17 protein-coding genes and 1 pseudogene are annotated in these 22,794 nt (G+C 42.2%); 9 read left to right on the top strand and 9 right to left on the bottom strand.

All coding sequences use genetic code 11. The annotated features are described in order from the left end of the window. From RMX89_RS14120 to trpS, 3 genes are all read right to left on the bottom strand, one after another. On the bottom strand, positions 1–675 hold a 675-nt coding region (locus RMX89_RS14120; RefSeq protein WP_322689363.1), incomplete at its 3' end, for an Rpn family recombination-promoting nuclease/putative transposase. A gap of 126 nt (positions 676–801) precedes the next feature. Continuing rightward, a complete protein-coding gene (locus tag RMX89_RS14115; RefSeq protein WP_322671064.1) occupies positions 802–1,731 on the bottom strand; it encodes a methylenetetrahydrofolate reductase in 930 nt (309 codons plus the stop codon). A 58-nt stretch (positions 1,732–1,789) separates the two neighbouring features. Further along, complete coding sequence (trpS, locus tag RMX89_RS14110) at positions 1,790–2,800, bottom strand: tryptophan--tRNA ligase (RefSeq protein ID WP_322671063.1); 1,011 nt, start codon at positions 2,798–2,800, stop codon at positions 1,790–1,792. 349 nt (positions 2,801–3,149) lie between these two features. On the opposite strand from trpS, the gene RMX89_RS14105 reads away from it, so the two are divergent. From RMX89_RS14105 to RMX89_RS14090, 4 genes and pseudogenes are all read left to right on the top strand, one after another. Beyond that, on the top strand, positions 3,150–4,139 hold the full coding sequence (locus RMX89_RS14105) for an AraC family transcriptional regulator (RefSeq protein WP_322689362.1): 990 nt from the start codon (positions 3,150–3,152) through the stop codon (positions 4,137–4,139). A 153-nt stretch (positions 4,140–4,292) separates the two neighbouring features. Next, a complete protein-coding gene (locus tag RMX89_RS14100) occupies positions 4,293–6,911 on the top strand; it encodes a TonB-dependent siderophore receptor (protein ID WP_322689361.1) in 2,619 nt (872 codons plus the stop codon). A gap of 54 nt (positions 6,912–6,965) precedes the next feature. Continuing rightward, positions 6,966–8,111: a PepSY-associated TM helix domain-containing protein gene (locus tag RMX89_RS14095; protein WP_322689360.1), complete on the top strand. Its 1,146-nt coding sequence runs from the start codon at positions 6,966–6,968 to the stop codon at positions 8,109–8,111. A 65-nt stretch (positions 8,112–8,176) separates the two neighbouring features. Then, positions 8,177–8,452, top strand: a pseudogene (locus RMX89_RS14090) (DUF4070 domain-containing protein); the annotation flags it as partial. Positions 8,453–8,553: 101 nt separating this feature from the next. On the opposite strand, the gene RMX89_RS14085 reads toward RMX89_RS14090, so the two are convergent. After that, the gene (locus tag RMX89_RS14085) at positions 8,554–9,420 is read right to left on the bottom strand and encodes a calcium-binding protein (RefSeq protein WP_322689359.1); all 867 of its coding nucleotides are present in this window, start codon (positions 9,418–9,420) and stop codon (positions 8,554–8,556) included. Between the two features lie 192 nt (positions 9,421–9,612). Further along, positions 9,613–10,878: a glycosyltransferase family 4 protein gene (locus RMX89_RS14080; RefSeq protein WP_322689358.1), complete on the bottom strand. Its 1,266-nt coding sequence runs from the start codon at positions 10,876–10,878 to the stop codon at positions 9,613–9,615. 151 nt (positions 10,879–11,029) lie between these two features. Between RMX89_RS14080 and RMX89_RS14075 the strand changes: the two genes are divergently transcribed. Next, complete coding sequence (locus RMX89_RS14075) at positions 11,030–11,782, top strand: DUF429 domain-containing protein (RefSeq protein WP_322689357.1); 753 nt, start codon at positions 11,030–11,032, stop codon at positions 11,780–11,782. A 369-nt stretch (positions 11,783–12,151) separates the two neighbouring features. Here RMX89_RS14075 and glgP read toward each other — a convergent pair whose 3' ends face one another. Together glgP and RMX89_RS14065 are read right to left on the bottom strand one after the other, a co-directional pair. Then, positions 12,152–14,716 (bottom strand): alpha-glucan family phosphorylase, encoded by a 2,565-nt coding sequence (glgP, locus tag RMX89_RS14070; protein ID WP_322689356.1) that lies wholly within the window; start codon positions 14,714–14,716, stop codon positions 12,152–12,154. 664 nt (positions 14,717–15,380) lie between these two features. Next, entirely contained in the window at positions 15,381–15,704 is a 324-nt protein-coding gene (locus RMX89_RS14065) for a hypothetical protein (RefSeq protein ID WP_322671054.1), read from the bottom strand. 571 nt (positions 15,705–16,275) lie between these two features. On the opposite strand from RMX89_RS14065, the gene RMX89_RS14060 reads away from it, so the two are divergent. The 4 genes from RMX89_RS14060 to RMX89_RS14045 all read left to right on the top strand — a co-directional run bounded on the left by RMX89_RS14060 (position 16,276) and on the right by RMX89_RS14045 (position 21,473). Continuing rightward, positions 16,276–16,440: a hypothetical protein gene (locus RMX89_RS14060; protein ID WP_179063512.1), complete on the top strand. Its 165-nt coding sequence runs from the start codon at positions 16,276–16,278 to the stop codon at positions 16,438–16,440. Between the two features lie 658 nt (positions 16,441–17,098). Next, positions 17,099–17,800, top strand: coding sequence for an acyltransferase (locus RMX89_RS14055; RefSeq protein ID WP_322686248.1), 702 nt, complete (start codon positions 17,099–17,101; stop codon positions 17,798–17,800). Positions 17,801–18,253: 453 nt separating this feature from the next. After that, positions 18,254–18,370: a photosystem II reaction center protein I gene (locus RMX89_RS14050; protein WP_041566417.1), complete on the top strand. Its 117-nt coding sequence runs from the start codon at positions 18,254–18,256 to the stop codon at positions 18,368–18,370. A 196-nt stretch (positions 18,371–18,566) separates the two neighbouring features. Continuing rightward, positions 18,567–21,473, top strand: coding sequence for a DUF3769 domain-containing protein (locus RMX89_RS14045; protein WP_322689355.1), 2,907 nt, complete (start codon positions 18,567–18,569; stop codon positions 21,471–21,473). 8 nt (positions 21,474–21,481) lie between these two features. Here the strand turns inward: RMX89_RS14045 and RMX89_RS14040 are convergent, their stop codons facing one another. Next, the gene (locus RMX89_RS14040; RefSeq protein WP_322689354.1) at positions 21,482–21,763 is read right to left on the bottom strand and encodes a hypothetical protein; all 282 of its coding nucleotides are present in this window, start codon (positions 21,761–21,763) and stop codon (positions 21,482–21,484) included. A 209-nt stretch (positions 21,764–21,972) separates the two neighbouring features. Continuing rightward, positions 21,973–22,494, bottom strand: coding sequence for an outer membrane beta-barrel protein (locus tag RMX89_RS14035; protein ID WP_322671050.1), 522 nt, complete (start codon positions 22,492–22,494; stop codon positions 21,973–21,975). Between the last annotated feature and the right edge of the window lie 300 nt (positions 22,495–22,794).

Below are 22,794 nucleotides of genomic sequence, written 5' to 3'. Positions count from 1 at the left end.
GCGACCTTCTTCTAAGCCGTCTTCCTTGATTGATTGATACATCCGTGTTTTTTTGAATTCGTCGTCTATACCCAACATTTCTGCTAACTCCTCTCGGCTTAACCGGGTAAATTTGTACAACAGAATAGTCTCTATCAATTCTACAATTTGCTTGCTGGTAGATTCATCTGCCAGTTGTTGCCTTGCTTGTAAAATCAATTCTCTACCTTTGTCAAGGGCTGTCTCTTCTCTTTCGATAATTAATTTAACGATCGCAACTTGAAGTGAGTTCTCCCTCGTATCTAATTCATCTAGATAAATGCGTTGCACTTGTGAACTGTCTAGCAACAATTGATATGGTAGCCGATCGTTTGGATCTAAACTTCGTTGCGGATAGATGACAACTGCACGCCAAAAATTGACTGATTCGTTTTGACGTAAGTAAAGGAAGATTTCGGCAAAGAAGCGTCTATAAAAATTTGCGTCTAATTGAAACTGAACTTCAACAAAGTAAAGTGGTTGGTTTGTGGTTTCACTTGTGGGGATGAATACCCCATCAATCCTGAAAGCAGTTTCTTTTAGCTCGACTGAAACAAATTGATATGCGTTGATATTAGCAGTCGTGTCGCCAATTATGGCAAAAAATATGCTAGGAAAAGCTTGAAACAAGCTATAAAATATTTTGTCAGTTTGCACCTAAATTTAGTCAAGGGAACATTGGATATTGAAAGTCTATCAAAAATAGTGTAACCGCGTCTGTTTCAACACAAAAAAAGCAGATAGGAATAACCATCTGCTTTAATAAAAGATTCATTGTCTAATTTACATAGATACCAATTGATTCACTGGAGCAATCCCAGCCAAATCTAAAATTGGCGCGATCGCATCTTCACGCTTCACCGCCATCATGTGAACTCCTTGACATAATTGCCGCGCTATCTGCACTTGCTCAGCGGCAATTTTTATGCCTTCCTCAAAAGGGTCTTTGGCTTTTGCCAATCTATCAATAATATGTTGGGGAATATTTACACCCGGAACACATCTATTAATAAACTGGGCATTTTTGGCTGATTTCAACAGAAATATTCCTGCCAAAATTGGTTTTTTATAACCAGCAGCAATGGTATCCATAAACTTTTCTAGCAGATCAAAATCGGTAATCAATTGACTTTGAAAAAACTGCGCTCCGGCTTCGATTTTGCGTTCAAATCGACTTTGTAAACCCGACCAACTTTTACATTGCGGGTCTACTGCTGCACCAACAAATAAATCTAAGGCTCCATCAGTCAAGGGTTTTTCATTACAATCAACGCCTTGATTCATCTTCCGAATCAGTTGCAGCAATCGCACAGCTTCCAAGTCAAACACTGCTTTGGCATCTGCATGATCGCCTGCTTTTACTGGGTCGCCAGTCAAAGCTAAAATGTTATTTATGCCTAAAGCATGAGCGCCCATCAAATCAGCTTGTAAACCGATACGATTGCGATCGCGGCAAGCAATTTGACAAATCGGCTCTATGCCATTCTGTGATAAAATCACCGATGCCATTAACGAAGACATCCTTAACACGGCGCGGCTACCATCAGTAACATTGACGGCATGAACTCTCCCCTTAAGAGTCGCCGCCATTTGAATCATGTGCGCTGGATCTCCCCCCTTCGGCGGTGCTACCTCGGCAGTAACTAGAAATTTACCTGCTTGTACAGCTCTGCGAAAGTCATTTAAACCTGTGGGGCTGTGGGTGTGATGCATAACATTAAGCTTTTCAATTTCTTAAATGGTATAACAAATCACACCTAAAGGTGAAAACTTATAGAGGAAGAGAATAGCCTAAAGCCGTTTTGACTTGTGATAAAGTTTGATTGGCGATCGCTCTAGCTTTTTCCCCTCCATCCCGCAACACAGATTCCAAATAGCTTTTGTCCGCCGTTATCGAGTGATATTTTTCTTGAATTGGTTTCAAAGACTCAATAATTGTGTCTGTCAACAATGGCTTGAATTGTCCCCAGCCCATATCTTGACACTCAACAGCTACATCTTCCTTTTTCTTCCCTGAAAGCAATGTATAGAGCGTTAACAAATTATTACACTCTGGACGCGCTGGATCGTCAAAAGTCAGCCCCCGAATCGGATCGGTTTTACAACGCTTAATTTTGTATTGAATCTGCTCTGGTGAATCTAGCAAACTGATTCGGCTTAACTCTGAAGGATCGGACTTCGACATTTTGCGTGTACCGTCCGCTAAACTCATCACCCTTGCCCCTTCTTTGCGAATCAAAGGGTCTGGTAACTTCAAAACTGGTTGTTCTGGTTTACCAAATTGGTGATTTAACCGAGCTGCAATATCCCGTGTCAATTCCAAGTGTTGCTTTTGGTCTTCACCCACTGGCACTTTATCGGCTTGGTAAAGCAAAATATCAGATGCCATCAGCACAGGGTAATCCAATAAGCCTGCACTCACATTTTCTCCTTGTTTAACAGCCTTTTCCTTAAACTGGATCATATCTTGCAGCCAGTTTAGAGGCGTAATGCAGTTGAGCAACCAAGTGAGTTCACTGTGGGCCGAAACGTGGGATTGAACAAAAATGGTGGAGTGATTTAAATCAAGACCACAAGCTAGATAAAGAGCAGCAAGAGTGTAGGTATCAGCTGCCAACTGTTTTGGGTCGTGTGGCACTGTAATCGCGTGTAAATCAGCCACAAAAAGGTAATTTTCGTATTCGCTCTGACCTTCTACCCAGTTGCGAATGGCTCCCAAATAGTTACCTAGATGGTAATTGCCGGTTGGTTGAACTCCAGAAAGAACACGTTGCTTGCCCATAAATTTCAACTTAATTATCTCAAATCCACGCTAGTAAAGTGGCGGTGTGGTGACAATTTGCTTTTCTTCATCTACAAGAGGCTGCATCAACCCAAACTCGCCTACGCAAAACTCATTTAATTTTGACATTTTCCAGGTCAACTGGCCGTTGCAGAATTACAGATTTAGTAATGACAGCGGATTTGATCTGACTTTCAGTAGGACTAATGACAAAGAACAGCCGAACAGCCCTAGCCAATTAGCTTTAATTGTGCTGACCTACTTATACTCTTTTTAGATAATATTTTCAGTTGCTATCGCTTTGCCTCTTAATAGATACTATTCTCAATTGTTTGTTGAGAGTATTATCATGACTATTCGTTTAACCGAGACAGACTTTAATCAATTATGTGAGGATGTACAGCTTAATCACTATCAGGGAAAAGTAAAATTTTCTACCTGGTTTGGTCAAGTGAGTAGTCACTGGACTATGCTGCGCGATCGCCTTGAGCTAGTAATTCAAGAAAGCGATTATTCGGAAGCAGTAGTTCTTGAGGGCGAACACGATGATTCGTCTTTTTTGACATCTAAATTTTTTCTGTCTGGTGGAATGAGAACCACTACGCCAAATGTGCCTGGAGTTAGGGACGATTATGAAGAAGTTGCAGGCTATAACTACTTATTTTATTTGCCTGAGATTCGGGAGTTTGAGCATTTTACGGCGAACCAACGCAAGCAGTGTATCAGTATTTATTGGTATCCTGATTTACTTTTTAGTTTTGAGGGTAGCTTCAAGGAATTACCAACTCTGCTCCAGCAGTTGATCGAAAATCCGACAAAAGAGCGTTTTCATCAGCCATTAGGAGCCATCACGCCGGCGATGCGATTGGTGCTAAAGCAAATATTGCAGTGTCCGTTGCGAGAAACACTCAGACAAATGTATTTAGAAGCAAAAGTTTTGGAACTACTGACGCTTCAAATTGCTCAGTGGAGAGAAAATAATCTTTTATTGGAGCGATCGCTATATTTTCGTCCCGATGAAATTGAACGTTTACATCATGCTAAAGCGATTCTCAATCAAAAGCTCCAGCATCCACCTTCTCTACTAAATCTAGCCAGACAAATCGGACTCAATGACTTTAAGCTGAAACGGGGATTTCGAGAAATTTTTGGCACTACGGTGTGTGGGTATGTGCAATCCTTACGGCTAGAGCAAGCACAACAGTTACTACTCGGCACTAATTTAACCATTGCAGAAATTGCTTCTCAAGTGGGATATGAAAGCATAAGTCATTTTGGCTACCTGTTTAAGCGACAATTTGGCGTAACCCCTAGAGATTATCGTCGGTGCAAAGGCTGATAGCAAAAGGTGAATCCCGATTGCGAGAAAAAAAATCCGGTTTCAGATATATGCGAACGCCTAAATTTCCGTATTCTCCTAAATAGAGTTAGATAACAATAATTCTCAAATAATCGGCTCGGTTTTTAGAAATACGGTTGAGTGTGTGGAGTTATGAAGCTGTCGCAATCTTGGTTCATTTGCTGTTTGATTATTGCTGTCGTTATACAACCAACTCAGGCAAAGGAAGTAACTCAAATTCATGGTGGACAAGAGCTAGACGGCTCTGCAAGAACAGTGAAAGAATGGCTGGCTCAGATAGAACAACAAAACCAAACGCCACAAACAGAAGTTGTGCAGGTGACGGAAGTTAAGGCAAATTCTACTAACAAGGGTGTAGAGGTGATTTTACAGACATCTAAAGGCGAACAGTTGCAGATCGCAAATCGCAGTGCTGGTAATAACTTCATTGCTGATATTCCCAATGCACAGCTGCGTTTACCTAGTGGTGAGGCTTTTACATTCCGCTCAGATAAACCAATTGCGGGTGTTACTGAAATAACTGTTACCAACTTTGATGCCAATACTATTCGAGTAACAGTGATGGGCGAAGCGAGTGTACCAGTTGTCGAGTTGTTTGACAGTCCAAACGAGGGTCTAATATTTTCTGTGGCTAATGCTGCAACTCCTGCGCTATCGCAGCAGCAACCTCAAACGCAACCAAGTCCTGCAAGTCAGCCAGAAACTCAGACACAGCCAACACCATCAGCAGAAGGTGATGAACCGATTGAACTAGTAGTGACGGGCGAACAGGATGGATATAACGTACCTGATGCCTCAACTGCGACTAGAACTGATACTCCTACGCGCGATATACCTCAGTCAATTCAAGTTATTCCTCAACAAGTCATTAAGGATCAGCAAATTACGCGGATTGGTGATGCAACACGCAATATTAGTGGCGTGACTCAGCAAGGGGGCTATGGTGGGTCTACAGATAATTACAACATTCGGGGATTCACAACTTATGACAACTTGAGAAACGGTTTTTCCGTTGCAGACGATCTTGTGAATCCGACTAACATTGAGCGGATCGAAGTTCTCAAGGGGCCAGCTTCAGTGCTATACGGACAGTTTGAGCCGGGAGGTGTGGTGAATTATATTACCAAACAACCGCTCAGTGAGCCTTACTACTCTGCTGAATTTACAGCCGGGAATTTTAGCACTTATCGTCCCTCCATTGATATTTCTGGGCCGCTGAACTCAGACAGAACGTTGCTGTACCGCCTGAATGCTGCATACGAGAACTTTGGTAGTTTTATTGATTTTAATCATCAGGAAACATTTGCGATCGCACCAGCATTAACCTACAAAATTAGTGATGCGACAACATTGACACTGGAGTATGAATACCTCAAAGTCGATCGCACATTTTATCGCGGTCTTACCCCCGATCCAATCGTTTTCCAAGCTCCGCGCAATCGTTTCTTAGGAGAGCCAAACGATTATTTCTCCAAAGAGACAAACTCTGTGTTTCTTAACGTCAATCATCGCTTCAGTAAAAACATCCAGTTTCGCAGTGGCTTTTCCGTTACGGTTAATGATTCTGAAGAATCAGCCTTTCAACCAAGTAACATTGTAGATGGTGGTACCGTATTGCGAAGATTTGGTGCTGGTCCAGCTTATTACCAAAACTACTCTCTGCAAAACGATTTAATTAGTAATTTCAAAACTGGTTCCATCCAACATCAAGTTCTTTTAGGGTTGGAGTGGAATAAATATATCCGTGGCTACGATTATCTGCGAAGTTCTGTTTCACTGACTCCCAGTATTGATTTATTCAATCCTGTGTATGGCGCTTCCCAGCCACCAGAGTTTGATGAAGCAGCAGAACGCGCTCGTTTCGATCGCAATACCATCGCCGTTTATCTGCAAGATCAAGTAACATTGCTGCCAAATTTGAAGCTATTAGTAGGCGGCAGGTATGACTTTATTCACCGCAAAAATAGTGCGCAACTGCTGGATTCTTTGGGTAGAGATCCAATTGATGATGCCACTGTCGATCGGTTATATAATGAAGCCTTTTCACCTCGCGTTGGCATTGTTTATCAGCCGATTAAACCGATTTCAATTTACGCCAGCTACAGCCGCTCGTTTAATCCCAGCGACTCGCGGACAGTAGATGGAACTCAACTACCACCGGAACGCGGCATTCAGTATGAAGTAGGAGTCAAAGCCGAACTGATTAAAGACAGGCTATCTGCGACCTTTGCCGCCTATGATATCACCAAAGAAAATGTTGCTACAACCGATCCCACTCCAGGTAACTCTGACTATTACATCCCTATAGGAGAGGTGAAAAGTCGCGGTTTAGAATTTGACCTTTCTGGACAGATTCTACCAGGCTGGAATCTGATTGCATCCTACTTTATCAACGACGCATTTGTAAGTGTAGGTGACCAATATAATCCTGTAGGTGACACACTTGTAAATGCTGCCGGTGCTGGAGGTAGTCTCTGGACGACTTATGAAATTCAAGACGGTGGTATGAGAGGATTAGGATTTGGTGGAGGACTATTTTATACTGGCGATCGCGAAGCTGAACTCCCCAACACGTTCAAAATACCTTCCTATGTACGTGCAGATGCCACGATTTTCTACAAACGCGATAACTGGAGGGTTGGGCTGAACTTTAAGAATCTTTTTGATACTCGCTATTACGATTCTCAAGGCTATTATCTGCTTCCTGGTGCGCCTTTAACAGTCCTGGGAACGTTTTCTGTACAGTTTTGATTCCTGCAATTTTTGAACTGATTAAGTCCTGTTTACTATCACACAGCTTCTACCATGAACTCTAAAAAAATACGCGATTTAGCATTTACTTTGCACCGCTATCTTGGTTTAACAGTAGGACTAGTACTAGTTATCGTTGGCTTGACAGGTAGCTTGTTGGTGTTCGAGCAAGATTTTGACCATGTTGCCATCGCTCAACAATATGGACACATTACGCCCCAAAAAGAGCAGTTATCCCCAGAGTCCGCGATCGATACAATTCAGGCTAGGTATGCTGCACGAACTGACCTGAAGCTTTTTCGGATTTATTTGCCAGATACCTCAGATACTCCCTATATAGGACAATTGGCATCAACTGATGGTCAAAGAACAGAGGTTTTTGTCAACCCTTATACAGGGAAAATTATGGGTCAACGTCTATGGGATCAAACCCTGATTGGGATAATGCTTAATTTGCACTATACTTTGATGGCAGGTCAAACCGGAATTATTATTGTTGGCATTACTGCCTTGCTAATGTGTATTCTTAGTATCACAGGTTTGGTTCTTTGGCCTGGTTGGCGCAGATTGATTGCAGGCTTCAAAATCAAGTTTGATGCTCATCCTAAACGTGCGAACTTTGACATTCACAAAGTGGCTGGCATTATCACTGTGGTTTTTTTATTGTTTACTGGCTTTACTGGCTTTTGCTGGAACTTCTACGATTTGACTGAGCCGATTATTTACGCTGTTACATTCACCTCGAAACTATCCGAACCAGTATCCAAACCAATTCCTGGTCAATCGACTTTAAAACTAACGCAACAACTCAAAATTGCTAATGCTGCTTTGCCAAATGCTGTTATCAAAAGTATTTACTTTCCCGAACGACCAGAAAATGCTTTACAAATTCGTATGAAACTACCCCAGGAAAATATAGAGTATGGGAATAGTAATGTTTATCTCGATCAATACAGTGGTAAGGTTTTGCGTGTTGATAATGCTTTGAAGTTATCATTGGGCGATCGCGTCCTCAACTCCTTCGTTCCTCTCCACTATGGTACCTTTTGGGGGCTTCCATCCCGTATCCTTTATGTATTTGTCGGGGTTGCACCTTTAATTTTATTTATCACTGGCTTTGTGATGTGGCGGTATCGTTATCAAGCTAAAACTAAAAAACGCGATCGCTCAATAGAACTGTCAGATTTACGTCGCAATTAGGGATTTCCTTCCGTTGCTCTGAACCCTAAAGTTCCAGCCTAAAAAATCAAAGCCGTCTGTTGTGGCTGTATTTTCCACCTGGCAAAGGACTGCGGCTACTTGCACAGTTACTCTGGCGACAAGGTTGGCAACGCCAGGAAATTCGGGGTCAATTTTGGCAACAGCTTTGGGCTATCATTCGCACCAAGCCCCAATTCGTAAATATGTATTTGGGTTTATGTGCTGCTGGCGAGCATTTTTGGGAATACCACCTTTTAGCTAGAGAGCGCATTACTGAGCAATTAGGATTTGATCCGTTAGTTACGCCTACCCCTGTTGAAAAACCATTAGTCACAATTTAAGATCGCTCAACAATCAACCGATCGCTAATGTGTTTTTATTATGTTTTATAAATAGCGATCGCATTAATTTTGCTCACAAAAACCAAACTGTTAAATTCGATTTACCTCTTTGCTAAACTCACCTGTCCTCCAATTAACCCTAGAAATCCAGTTCCAAAGTGTTGAATATCCAAAAAGCTTGCTTGCTCCGGTGAGGTTTTGTAAATCCGAAATGTCTTCATAATTCCCAAGGTGGCAGCACTTTCTAGAGGCCCAACAAAACTAATATCCCGGTCAAGGAAATAAGTTTGATTAGCCCAGTGAACCATCTGATTTGCATTCAAAAAATAGCAGCCTGCATGAGGATTGAGGGCACGACAAAAGGTAATTGGTGCATTCATAATTGTACCCTTGAGTTCTGGTTGCTCCTGCACATTTTGAAAAGGAGCAGTTACTCGCAAAGCCAAATCCCCATCAATGTAAGCTTTATGAACCAAACCGTAAGGGGAGATTTCATAACGATTTGGCTGGAGCAAATTTAAATCACCTGCTTGTTGAGTAAACCAATTTAATTTTATAAAAAACCAGGGATCGTGGATAATTAAGTCATCTTCTAAGAAGCAGTAATAATCATATTGACCGAGACAACTTTGCAGAACAGCTTGGCACTCAAAACCCAAAAGCAGAGGTTCTATATTAGTAGAATGATGCTTATATAAATGGGATGGTAAGGGAAGCTGGTTTAAAATATGATTATCTTGGGTTGTACAAATAACAATATCTAGTTCATGCGATTGCGGCTGGTTAGCAGGAAAAGCTATTCGTTGAGCAATGTTAATAATACTTTGAGATTTACCAAATAATTGGTGTAAGGCGGTAAGGCTATTAGTTAACGCCTGCAAGCGGGGTTGCGGGTCTTTGCGTTGGGAAGCATGACGACCCTCACCGCTAGGTTTGAAAAAATGGGCAATGGTAAAAATAATTCGCATTTTACATATCGCTTTTATATTTCTTTGTCATTTGTCATTTGTCATTTGTCATTAACCAATAAATAATAATTAATATAATTCTTACAAAATTAGTTATTTTAACACTTTTATTTGCACCTTTGCTTGAGGCAAAAATATTTATGCAAGAGGCTAATGACCAATGACCAATGACCAATGATTAACGATCAATGACTAATTTTTGCCAAATCCTTTAGAAACTGGGCGCTTTTTTAAACTATCAGAACTTTTACCAGCGAACATCCATTGCAAATGCTGTGGTAACAGTTTTGCCAAATCATAACGCTTGATGATTGTCTCTCGCGCCTTCGCACGAATTGCTTGCATCTCTTGGGGATTATTCAGGGCCTCTTCAACCCTATTAGCAATATTCTGAGGAGAAAAGAAATCTACCAACAGTCCATTCATCCCATCTTGTACGACTTCCAAAACTGGCGCAGTCTTAGACGCTACTAGTAAACATCCTGCTGCCATTACTTCTAACATTGACCAGGATAATACAAAAGGACGGGTTAAATAAACATGAGCAGAAGAAGCTTGCAAAACCTGAAGGTACTCATTGTAAGGTAGCCTATCTGTAAAGTGCAGCCTCGATAAATCCAAAGATGATTTTAATTTTTCTAGCATTAATTGTTTATAAGTCTGACCATCAGGGAGATTTTTACCATAAGCAACTCGATTTTCTCCGACAACTACCACGTGGCATTTAGGTCGTCGCTGCTGAAGTAGCGCTACCGTTTCCATAAACTGTGGAAAACCTCTATAAGGTTCCATTCCTCGTCCTACATAAGTTACCAACTCTTCGACATGAGAAAGATCCAGATTTATTCTTGGTAAAACTAACTTTGCACCTGGTTTGGGAACAAAATAATTGGTATCAACACCATCATGAATTACAGTGAGTTTGCTATGATATTCTTTGGGAAACTGCTGACGCTGCCAATTAGTTGGAGAAAGACCGCGATCGCAGCTATATAAATCGGTTAAAATCGGCGCGTTTTTGACCCTGATGCGGCATTCATCATCAACATTCATCGGATCGTTGGGATCGAAATCTGCATCGGAACCGTGAGCGTGATAAAACCACTCGAAATAACACAATAATTCGGCTTTGGGGAAAATATCTTTCATAAATAAAGTCGGCCCCCAACCAGAATGACCATAAACTATATCTGGAAAGAAACCCTCAGCCTTTAATTTTTCTGCCACGCGATAGACAGCTTGAGCGGTGAGAACAGCATTTTCCAGGTTGCGAACGTAGTGGTGAGTTTGAGGCGCAGCTTCACGAGAAGGAGTATAAATAGCTTTAAAAACGCCAGGTATTTCTCCTTCCCGACGATTTGTCCCAAAGACAACCTGGCAATTAGGATCTTTACCCAAAACCATCGCTAGGTTGCGAAATTGTGAGGGAAAATTGGGATGTAAAAATAAAACTTTCATTGGAATAATCTTGATTAAATTATTACCAGATAAAATAAATTAAGACAAGCTGCTTAAGATTATAAGATTATTTATCACAACTTTTAGCAAGTAAACTTAGATAAATGCTTCCCCGAAAATGCGAAAATAATCGCAAATTCGTGTTATAATTATGAAATTTATTGGCATTGATTTGGGCTGGAAATCTCAACCAAGTGGATTGTGCTGTTTAGAATGGATAGATGGACAACTGCAACTACTCGATCTAGACCGCAAAAATGCCATTGCAGACATCCTCACCTGGATCGATCGCAGCGTCCAACCAGATGAGCCAGCCATTATTGCCGTAGATGCACCTACCCTTATACCCAACGCTACCGGGAGTCGTCTCCCCGATAAACTCAGCCACAAATACTTTGGCAAATATCATGCGGGATGCTATCCAGCTAATCAAAACTTACCCTTCGCCGATCGCACCATCAACTTTGGCTTAGAATTAGAATCACGCGGCTTTGCCCACGCCCCCACCATAGAACCGCAAAAACTCAGCAGATATCAAATAGAAGTCTTCCCGCACCCAGCAATCGTTAACCTATTCAACTTAGAACGCATCCTCAAATACAAAAAAGGACGACTCAATGAGCGCCGTCTAGAACTAATTAAACTCCAAAATTATCTTCTTGATATTCTCCCCTCCTTCTCTCCTCCTCTGCGCCTGTGCGGTTTGTTTCTTCTTGAAATCCCCACCACAGGTGCAGCTCTCAAAGCAACCGAAGATAAACTAGATAGCTTAATTTGCGCCTATGTTGCTGCATACTGGTGGTATTGGGGAGAAAAACGTAATTTGGTATTAGGCGATCGCACTACTGGATACATTATCATTCCCAATAGAATTTCAGCAAAGGCTTCGTGTATGCTGCTTTAGAGTCCTTGCTGATGCTAAAAATAGCGTTCCGCAAATCGTATCGCTTGGTAATGGCAGAGCGCTAATTAGGATTAAAAAACACAAAATTGTTGTTGGTTAGTGACAATCCAGTAGATAGTTGTGCAAATTGTACCTGAGTAAACTCAGATGCACTACCATCAAACTCTTTTTCCCCCTGTCCCCTGCCTTATCCCAACAATAATTATTACGCCGACCTACTTATTCCAGCCAAATTGTATTTCCCTTAAAATTACGAGGAATTTTAGCAATAATTATTTTTTGGGCGTGACTGCATTGCATAATAAAAGGCGTTGCTAAACTTAAATTAGCAACGCCTAATCTTGAATATTTAATAACTACTCAGCACTCTTACTCTGCCCAAGCAATCAACCTTGGTTCATAAGCATTAGCCAGATTTTTATTTTTCGGCAATACACGCAAAGACAAACCTTGTAAACCAGAAGCGGTATAGATGATATTACCAGTGTAAATACTCAATTGCTGTCCATCTTCGCCTTGGTAATCCATCACCACTGGCACAGCGTTGACAATCTCACCATTGGCATCGATCGCACCTTGATATAATTCCACCTGCACATCATTATTGCTCAAAGTTGCTAAGTCAACCTTGGCTTTGACAGCAACGGTTTGGTTAACTTCAATGTCTGAAGCTGCCGATACGTCAACATCTTTGATTCTGATGTTGAACCAGTGTTCGCTGAGTTTTTCTTTCCAAGCGGCTAGTTCTTTCGCTGGAGCATAGTTATCAACAGTCAGGGTATGATAGCGATCGCTAGCTGGGAAATAAGCCCTAAGAGCATATTCTCCGACCATCCGCGCTGTATTAAAGAAGGGACAATTCAACCGAATTGCATCCTTCATTTTGGCAACCCACGGACGGGGCAAACCATCAGTATCCCGATGTTCATAAAATAACGGTACAACTTCCTTCTCTAACAATTCGTAGAGAGCATTTGCTTCTACTTCATCTTGGTAGTTAGGATCGTCATAATTTTCTCCATGTCCAATCGCCCAGCCTGTGCGGACGTAATCAGCTTCATCCCACCAGCCATCTAGCACACTTAAATTTGGCAAGCCATTCATTGCCGCTTTCATGCCACTAGTACCAGAGGCTTCCCGTGGACGACGCGGTGTATTTAACCAAATATCGCAACCCGCAACCATCAACCGGGAGATGTGAATGTCGTAATTGGGAACAAACACTACCTGTTTTTCTAAATGCTGTTCGCGGATAAAGTGATTGATCTCGCGGATCAGTTCTTTACCGGGGATATCTTTAGGATGTGCCTTACCAGCAATCACGAATTGCACTTTCCGGTCTTTGTTAGCCAGTAGAAGCCGCTTAATCCGATCCAAATCGCGCATCCAGAGGGTGGCGCGTTTGTAGGTGGCAAAGCGACGAGCAAAACCAATGGTGAAAGCGTAAGGATCTAAAACTTCTTGTGCCTGGGAAATTTCAGAGGCAGAAGCGCCGCGATCGGTCAAATGTTTAACCAAATGATCCCGCACATACAAAATCATATCTAAACGGCAGCGTTCGTGATTGCGCCACAATTCCTCATCGGGTATGGCGTCCATCCGATCCCACAATGGGCTATCTGGTGGTGCTGATGACCAATTTGGGCCGAGGTAGCGATCGTACAATTCTTGAGTCGATTTCGCCACACAACTCCGAGCATGGACACCGTTGGTAATTGCAGCGATCGGCACTTCCTCCACTGGCACTTTCTGCCACAAGCCCTGGAACATTTGCCGCGACACCACACCATGCAGTTGGGCGACACCGTTAGAAAATGTTGCCATTTTCAGCGCCAGCACCGCCATACTGAAAGGCCCGGATAAATCGCCTGTATTCTCGCGCCCCAGTCCTAAAAATTGCTCTTTGGGCAACCCAAATATCTCTGCATAATACCCCAGGTAGTACAACATTTTTTCGGGAGCAAACAAGTCAATCCCTGCTGGTACTGGCGTGTGGGTAGTAAAGATATTACTGGAAGCCACCACCTGTCTAGCTTGGGGATAATTCAGTCCCTCTTCCTGAATCAGCAAGCGGATGCGTTCTAGGGCAGAGAAGGCGGCGTGGCCTTCATTCATGTGGTAAGCGGTGACTTTCAGCCCTAAAGCTTTGAGCATTTGCACACCACCGATCCCCAGCATAATTTCCTGGTGGATACGCATATCGATGTCGCCACCGTATAGCTGATCTGTGATGTCGTGGTCGTAAGTGTTGTTCGGTTCAATGTTGGTGTCCATCAAATACAAGGGAACCGTTCCCACCTGTACGCGCCAAACTCTGGCATACACCTTGCGTCCTGGATAATCTACCGCAATCCGCAGTTCAGAACCATCGGCATTGCGCTCTAGATGCAAGGGCATATTATAGAAATCGTTGAGCAGATAGCGTTCTTGCTGCCAGCCATCAGCATTGAGATATTGGGCAAAGTAGCCTTGCTGATACAGCAAACCTACACCTACAAGCGGTAGCCCCAAGTCACTGGCAGATTTGAGGTGATCCCCTGCCAGAACGCCCAAGCCTCCAGAATAGACGGGCAAACAATCTACAAGTCCAAATTCCGCCGAAAAATAGGCATAGCATTCTTTGGGTTTCTGTTCCCGTTGTTTCTGATACCAAGTGCGCTCTTGCAAATAATCGTCTAACTGACGGTCAGCTCGATCCATTTGCGCTAAAAAGCCTTCATCTTCGACAACTTCCAGAAGCCGCGATTGAGAGATAGTACCTAACATTAACACTGGGTTGTGATGGCTAGACTCCCACAGGTCGGAGTCTAAGCGACGAAATAAATCTTTAGTATCAACGTTCCAATCCCAGTGCAAGTTATATGCCAGCCGCCGTAATGGTTCGAGTCGCGGCGGTAGTGAAGGGGATACGTTAAATGTGCGAATTGGCTGCATAGGTTGGCAAAACTCCAAGTTTAGCTATGGTTATTGTTTACTCTCTTTACCAATGTTGCCAATTCTTTATACTGTAGTTTGTGAAAAAGCGATGACTTTGTTAAGCATTGAGAATTATTTTTAACCTCGTTGCTAAAGTTTACACCAAGGTGTTTCTAATTCTATGCCTTACTCTGAGCCATGTACTTGGTATATTAAAATTTAATCATTGGCTGGTATGTATGACTGAAAAAAATTTAGTTTTGAATAAATAATTTATATTTATTTTAGTATTGCTTCCGGGGATCAATTCGAGAGTCTTGGCTGAGGGTAAAAATTCCCTATAGCTGTGTCCGGTAAGGTGAAATTTTTTAATTATTTTTTAATAAAATTGCGCTGTCAATGAAGGGAGTCCCGATGAAAGGAGTTTCAAAAGCCTTGCATGAAAATCTTCTAAAGACTGGGATTTTTACTCAGCACGGGCTAAATGCCCCGCTGACGCTAACAGCACTCAGCACTCTCAAGCCAGGAAGCAGAAGGGAAACCCCATAAATAATTAATCGGATCAAAGCCCTACCAAGCAGTTAATCAAGAAAAGCGATGCCTGGGGCGGGCTACACCTATGCTAACTACTTGGTATTAAATGTTTCACTAAATCAGGAAGATAACTTATAAAGGTGTTATTTTATGCACCTAGTGAAGGCTGATCTTTAGTATTTTTTGTCATTGTCAGAGCTACGGCTGCTGCATAAGCGAGTTCTGCTGCCATTTGATAAGCAAGTTTGATACTTGATGAAGTGTCCTTGGCTTTAGGAGATGGGGAAGCTTTTTTTCGGCGCGACTCAAGTTTTACATCACCTGCTGCAATAGCTCGCTGTAAAATGATCCAGGCATCTAGGTCTTCTGAGTCATAATTACCTTGAAGCTGCGATCGCAGTTGATCTTCGGCTACAACACTCAAAGAGCCGATAGTTAGAGCTTCTTGTACAATTTCTTTAATTAAAGCCATAATTTGAACCAAGTGTGTGAGTTAAAATCGATACCTCAATTTGGGAAGTTAGATGTTTTTTTGCAGATTTATCCTCGAAAATAAGCTACTTTTAGCTTTCTTCTAATAAAATTTATAATGAGTAGTACCAAGCACGCATCACCCGCTTGGCTCACCCGAATGGGTGATTTATAAATTTTTAGATACAAGTAATAGCGAAGAGAAAAAATTTCAGCTACTTTGGCTTTTTAACGAAGAGGGTGTCACAAGTATAGTAAATGTCATTCTGAGTTTAACGCCCAATTATAAAATAGTAACGATAACAATATAGACCAAAATGCCAATAACTACTTACAGCATTTTTAAATCTCCCTCCTTAATGGATGCTATCTAAGTGTATAAAAATATTTTAGAGTAGCATAGGCTTTGCCTGCCGGAGAAATCGCCCTAGTAAAAAAGTTAACTTATTTCCAGTATTATCATCAACAATAAATCTGGAAATCAACTTATTTAATAAGAGTGTTCCACTAAAAATAAAATGTGCTATTGTTAAAAACAATTGTTCTTAAAAACCATTCATGTCATTACAAACGTGAATTGGCTAGTCTGTAAATCATCCGTGTGCAACATGATTGGAGCAGCATACTCTAGAAATTCGTTGCAAGAAAGCCGTCATAGCAGTCGGGGAAGCGCTTACTTGTTTGCACCGATGGTTAACTTCAATGTGATGGCTGATGTGGGAGATAATCCACCCTAATTGGATTTTATTTGGGCATCAATACCCAGAAAAATCCAACAATAATTACATTGTTATGCTAGGCAAAAATTTTATTTAAACTTTGAATATAGTCTAGTTAAATGTATTTTTTGTTGCAAAATAGTTTGTGAAACTGAATTGTTTCAAAAAACTAAAACCGCTTGAGAGTAAATAGCCTCAAGACAAACAACACTATCCCTATTTGCTTTAGGAGTGCTGTTAGCGGTAGCAAGCTTTTCAAATTTGCCAGAGAACCAAAACAGTAGTCTATCTAAACCAGCAAATTTTCCATCAGACAATTTAGAGTCTAAGTTTTGACACAGCAATGCACTGAAATTGTTTTGTTAATTGATTTTGTGAAACATAAGCCAAAATTTTACGTGCATATAGTACAAAATCTGCTATCGACTTAATGCAATTGTGCATATTACTTGAGTAATTTTACATATCTAACCTCAAGAATTGTTCGCATAGTCAAAGCCAGACTTTGGTTTTTCAATGTAAAACCATCTAAAAATCTTGGGAAATTTTGGTGATATTGCTACCTTAGCTTATGTATTAATACATACATAGTCTATTGGTATTGGTAGAAGATTAGAATACAGTCAAAACAACTTTAAACACTGTCAACAACAATTGATTAACGAGATATGTAGCCATGCAGAACGAGCAATATTTTTCCAAATTGCAGCGCGTGCAAGAACTTTTAGTAACTACAGTATTAGGAGATATTCCAACACTTCTTCTCGGCCCAAAGTTGCGTAATTTAGGATATCGTAGTATTTTTGGCCAGATAGACAGCCCAGTATATATTCAAAATGGTGTTGAATTTAACGGTACTTCTTGTATTGAGATCGGCACAGGAGTCTATATTTTCAAGGGTGTGCGGATGGATGCGAGAGGACATAAAAATAATAGAATTCATCTAGGAAATAGAGTTGCGATTGAACGTAACGTTGATATCGGGTCTTTAGAAGATACGTATATACATATTGATGAAGACACCTTCATTGCTCCTAACGTGTGTATTGAGGGGCCAGGAGACATTAAAATTGGTAAACACTGCATGATTGCTGCCCATTCAGGGATATATGCCAATAATCATAATTTTGCCGATCCGATGGAGCTGATTAAATACCAAGGTGTTACTCGCAAGGGAATTGTGATTGAAGATGATTGTTGGCTAGGACATGGAGTAACAGTATTAGATGGCGTTACTATCGGCAAAGGCAGTGTTATTGGTGCAGGAGCAGTTGTTAATAAAGATATTCCTGCTTTTTCCGTTGCTGTCGGCACACCTGCACGAGTAATCAAAAACCGAATTGGCAAAGATATAGCAAAGCTTCAAGTTGAGAAATAGGCATGGGGTATAAGAGGCAGAGGGGCAGGGGAGCAGGGGGGCATACTTCGACTACGCTCAGTAACCGGGGGGCAGGGGAGCAGAGGAGCAGGGGAGCAGAGGAAAAATAATAACTCCTAACTCAACACTCTTAACTTAGCACTCAGCACTCCTGAAGGGTATGGGGAATAGTAACTATCCCCTGTAAGCTGTTGCCTTTTTTGGGAAACCTTTGCCATCAGTCAACGTCACAAGGGTAAACGCCTCTGAGTTATCTTTCTTAAGGGCATCTACAAGTCAGACAACTGACATCTTGTACATTATCAATAACCGTAGGGTAGACATTCCTAGTCTTGAGTCCCCAGAGTCCTCTAAAAAAGGGACGAGATTTGGGTAATATAAAGTAGCTATCTTTTCTGCATTGCAGATACTGAAAGAAAAGCTTTCTTTGTTTTACCCGTTGGAGATATTTCTATGCTGACTTTAAAAATCGCTGTTTATATTGTTGTTGCCTTTTTCGTAACTATCTTCATCTTTGGATTTTTGTCGAACGATCCAGCTCGTAACCCCGGCCGTCGGGACTTAGAGTAAAAGGGCGATAAATTATCCGCGACTTTGGAAGGCGGAAAATACTAAACGCCACGGAAACTTACTAAGCGAAAATTTAGTAAGTTTCTTTCTCCAAGTAGCTTGCTGTAGGTAGCAGAAGGCGACAGTCGGAAGGCAAAATGTATGTTTATCCTTCCCTTTGTCATTTGGCTGTTTGTTAGCCCGATTTTGCTCACTTATGCTTCATCCAGTTCTGCCACCTAATCCGCCTCCTATCGTTGAATCTTTACAATCTGTAAATCCCGCCTCGTCTGCTAGTCATACAAAGTTTCTTTCAGGTGTAGATACTGGAACACACGAAAAGACAGACAAATCCAAGCAGCCCAAGAATTTGGCTCAGTTGGCAATTTCGGGTAACACTAAGAGCGATCTTTTATTGTCAACTCCGATCGACTCAACTCAAGATCGCTTGGTAGTTGCTGAAACTTCTTCTGTACCTCATTCACCAGAAACATTTCCACCAGAAAGTTCCCCACTCCCCGGTTCTGCAACTGCTGGGCTTTTGGGGCAGCCGCTGGTTGTTGGTTATCCCACGCAAGAGGTTACAACCTCTAATCGCCAAGTTAAAAAAGACACAAAGACAAGCCCGAGCGTCGAACCCCGCCACTCGGAACTTCTGATGTCGGCACTGCGCAAACGGGAGATGCAAAGAGAAGCCGTTGCCTTGCAAAGAAAAGTTGGAGCGGAGGCTTTAGACGAAGACGCAAAGGGTGAAGCTTCTCAAAAACTCGGTCAGCGATGTCTGACGACAAGCTGCTTTGCGTCTACGCTACCTCCAAACTCTAGTGGTGGAGCAAAATCAACCTTTTTGGACTCTTCTAGCTTTAGCTATAAAGTTTCTCCAAGCCCACTTGTCGCCCAATCTCCACGCCCTCTGCAAATTGCCCCAACTGTCACAAACAGCAACAAATTAGTTAAATCCAAGGCGGAAATTTTAGCTGAGAAGTTAACTCAACAAAAACAGCAACGCGATATTACTGCACAACAGTCTCTAAAAAAAGACAATATCTCTGTATCTGCTGCCGATCTTGCACCGAGTTCTCAATCAGTACAAAATCTTATAACATTTAAGTCTCGTAACCCGACAAACAAACTCTCAGCGCCGATCGCTGTAGAATTTAAGTCTCAAGTCCAGCAACAAAGCCAAGTACCAACGCCTACACCACAAGTAAATACCACTCAGCCACAAGCTCAACCATCTGGTACAACTGCGCCAGCTACCACACCGCCAGCCGGGCCAAGAACTGTAGAAGTCACTTCAGATCGGCAAGAGTATGACGAGAAACAGCGAATTATTACAGCTGTAGGTAATGTAGTTGTGCGATTTGATGGGGCAGTGGTGGATGCCGATCGCTTGCAAGTTAATTTGGACAACTTGATCGCTGCGGGTGAAGGCAACGTCACCTTAACCCGGGGCGATCAAATACTGCGCGGACAACGCTTCACCTATAACTTCGTTCAAGATCGTGGGGAACTGGAAAATGGTAGAGGAGAAATTTACGTACCTTCAGCCCAAACAGATTTTGCTTTTTCACCCACAGCTATAAGTGCTGGTGGAGTTTCAAGACTTCCGCCTAGCGATCGCATTCGAGCCGATCAGCCCCTTTCCGGTGTGAGTAGCCCTGGAGGAATTAATGTGACATTTGGTGGTCAGTCAGATGCTAGCAACATCCCGCGATCAAAAACAGGAGGTGTAGTCAATCGGCTCAGGTTTGAAGCTGAACAAATTGATTTTTATCCGCAAGGCTGGCAAGCAAGCAATGTCCGCATCACCAACGATCCTTTTTCGCCCCCAGAATTAGAATTACGCGCAGATAAAGTAACTTTGACGCGAGAATCACCTTTGGTAGACCGCATCAGGACACAGCGACAGCGTTTGGTATTGGATCAAACAGTCTCCTTACCAATTCCTTTGAATGAGCGTACTATTGACCGCCGAGAGCGGGACGCTTCACCTGCAATAGTCTCCCCCGGCTACGATGGAGAAGATCGGGGTGGTTTATATATTGAGCGTGGCTTTCCACTAATCGATACAGAGCAGACACGCTGGACGATTACGCCCCAGTTATTATTACAGAGAGGTGTGCAAGAAGGCGTGGGTGACTTAGGCTCACTGTTTGCTGTGAAAACCAAGATAAATTCTGTTTTGAGTCCACGGACGATAATTCAGGGAAATGGGGAATTAACTAGTTTTAACTTGAATGACGTGGAAGATAATTTGCGGGTGAATTTAGGATTGCGCCAGATATTAGGCACTTCTCTTCCCCACACATTGAATGTGCAATATAACTACCGCAATCGTCTCTACAACGGTACTCTGGGTTTTCAAACTGTCCAGAGCAGTTTTGGCGGCATTATTACCTCTCCTGTGATTCCTTTAGGAAAAAGTGGCATCAACCTCAACTACCAGGCAAGTGCCCAGTATATTGATGCCAACACCGATCGCCTAGACTTGCTAGAACCAGTGCGGGAAAACAATCGCATTTCGCTTGGTCGTTTACAAGGCAGTGCAACTCTCAGTAGAGGGCTGTTGCTGTGGCAGGGAAAACCATTACCACCCACTGCCAGCGAGGGATTACGATACACCGCTACTCCTGTAGTTCCTTACTTGCTAGCGATCGCTAGCCTCACAGGCACTACCAGCTATTACACCAATGGTGATAACCAAAGTACTCTAACTAGTACAATTGGCTTACAAGGGCAAATTGGCCATTTTTCCCGACCTTTTTTCGACTATACCGCCTTTAATGTCAGTTACTCTCAAGGCTTAAATAGCGGATTATCACCCTTTTTGTTTGACCGCTCCGTTGATAACAAAGTATTGACCGCTGGAATATCACAGCAAATCTACGGCCCTTTTCGCTTAGGCTTTCAAACATCTGTTAACTTGGATACTGGTAAAGAAACTAGCACCGACTACATTTTGGAATATAGCCGTCGCACCTATGGCATCACCTTACGTTACAATCCGGTGTTGGAGTTAGGCGGCATCAGCTTCCGAATTAGTGACTTTAACTGGGGTGGCGGCACCGATCCATTTTCGCAAGTTAAGCCAGTAGTAAACGGCGTACAACAGGATTATTAGTCTAAGGACTAGGGACGACTCGACAGGCGATCGATCTCACAATTAGTTAATGCCGAGCCAGGTATTCTCAAGCTGGCATAGTCGCCGCTTAGTTGAACGCGTGATGGTGGTTGATGTAGGGTTACACAACATCTGTGAACTGCGGCTTGGTATTCTCGCCATTGCCTACGGATTGCAATACTTGCAGCATCGTTACCTAAGTCGGAAAATCTTAGCCCCGCTCGCATCAGCCAAGATTCTACGTCAGTTGTTTCACCAACTATTTCTGGAGTGGGATTAATCTTTTTCATGAGTAATATCTTATACGTGTATTCTCAATTACTCATTTCACTTTAAAAGAAAGTATCAATACTAGCCAATATCATTTTTTATCAAAATCATCAATAAAAATTATTCATACCTGAATAGAATACTCAGGTATGAAAGAATGAATTACTATTACGGCTGGTAAACAGCATTGCTTTAGCTTGTGAATAGGCCGTTTTCTAGCTCGTAATTACTAGAAGCGATAGCCTAATCCGGCTTGGAAGCTGACAGCATCAGCATCACTATTTCTGTAAGCGTCAATACCCCATTTAGTATCGCCGTAGGCAATGACATTTTTGCTAACTTCTGATTCAATCCCAAGGGTGACTACAGGTGAATTCCGATTGCCCAATGGAGTTTTTTGACCTTCGTCAGTTACAAAGGAATAACCACCACCGAAGTAAACGTTAGTATTTTTGGCGATGGGCGCATCATAAGTCACTATGGGCATAATTGCAGCAGCATCACCACCATACAACACAGAACCCCGCAGTGAAACAGGTGCATTGGGTACGGCGTATCGTCCTTGAATATTACCACCAATTTGTGCTTCATCGTTTCCTTGTCCGCCACTGGTTGCACCAACAGCAACACCAGCACCGATGTAATTACCGTTAGTACCGTTAGTAACTGCTGTTTGAGCAGATGCAATCCCGGCTGAGAGGACAATGGAAGCAGCAGCAAAGAAAGAGGCAGCTAATTTTGTCAGTTTCATAAAGTTATTCTCACTAGAGTTAGGTAAAATCAATGTTCTCTAGTACTAGAATCTCTTTTTTTACAAAATGTAACCTCACACACCTGGTTCACCCAAGTGGCTGAATTATTTCTCACCCACCTGGGTGTAACAACTGAAATATTTAGATATAGCAAGGGACTGGGGACTGGTGACTGGGGATTGGGTGAAAAGTCTTGTTGTGTCTAAGTTTTATCATCTGTTAATGTCCTAACCACGTTGGCTTGTGCTATAACCCTCTTCTGTCACTTTCCGAGTATTCTGAATAAAAGGATTAAAAGA

The organism is Nostoc sp. DedSLP04, from assembly GCF_034530775.1.
In the GTDB taxonomy this organism is placed as follows: Bacteria; Cyanobacteriota; Cyanobacteriia; order Cyanobacteriales; family Nostocaceae; genus Nostoc.
Note: the sequence above shows the minus strand (reverse complement) of the source record. Positions and strands in the feature narration are given on the sequence as shown.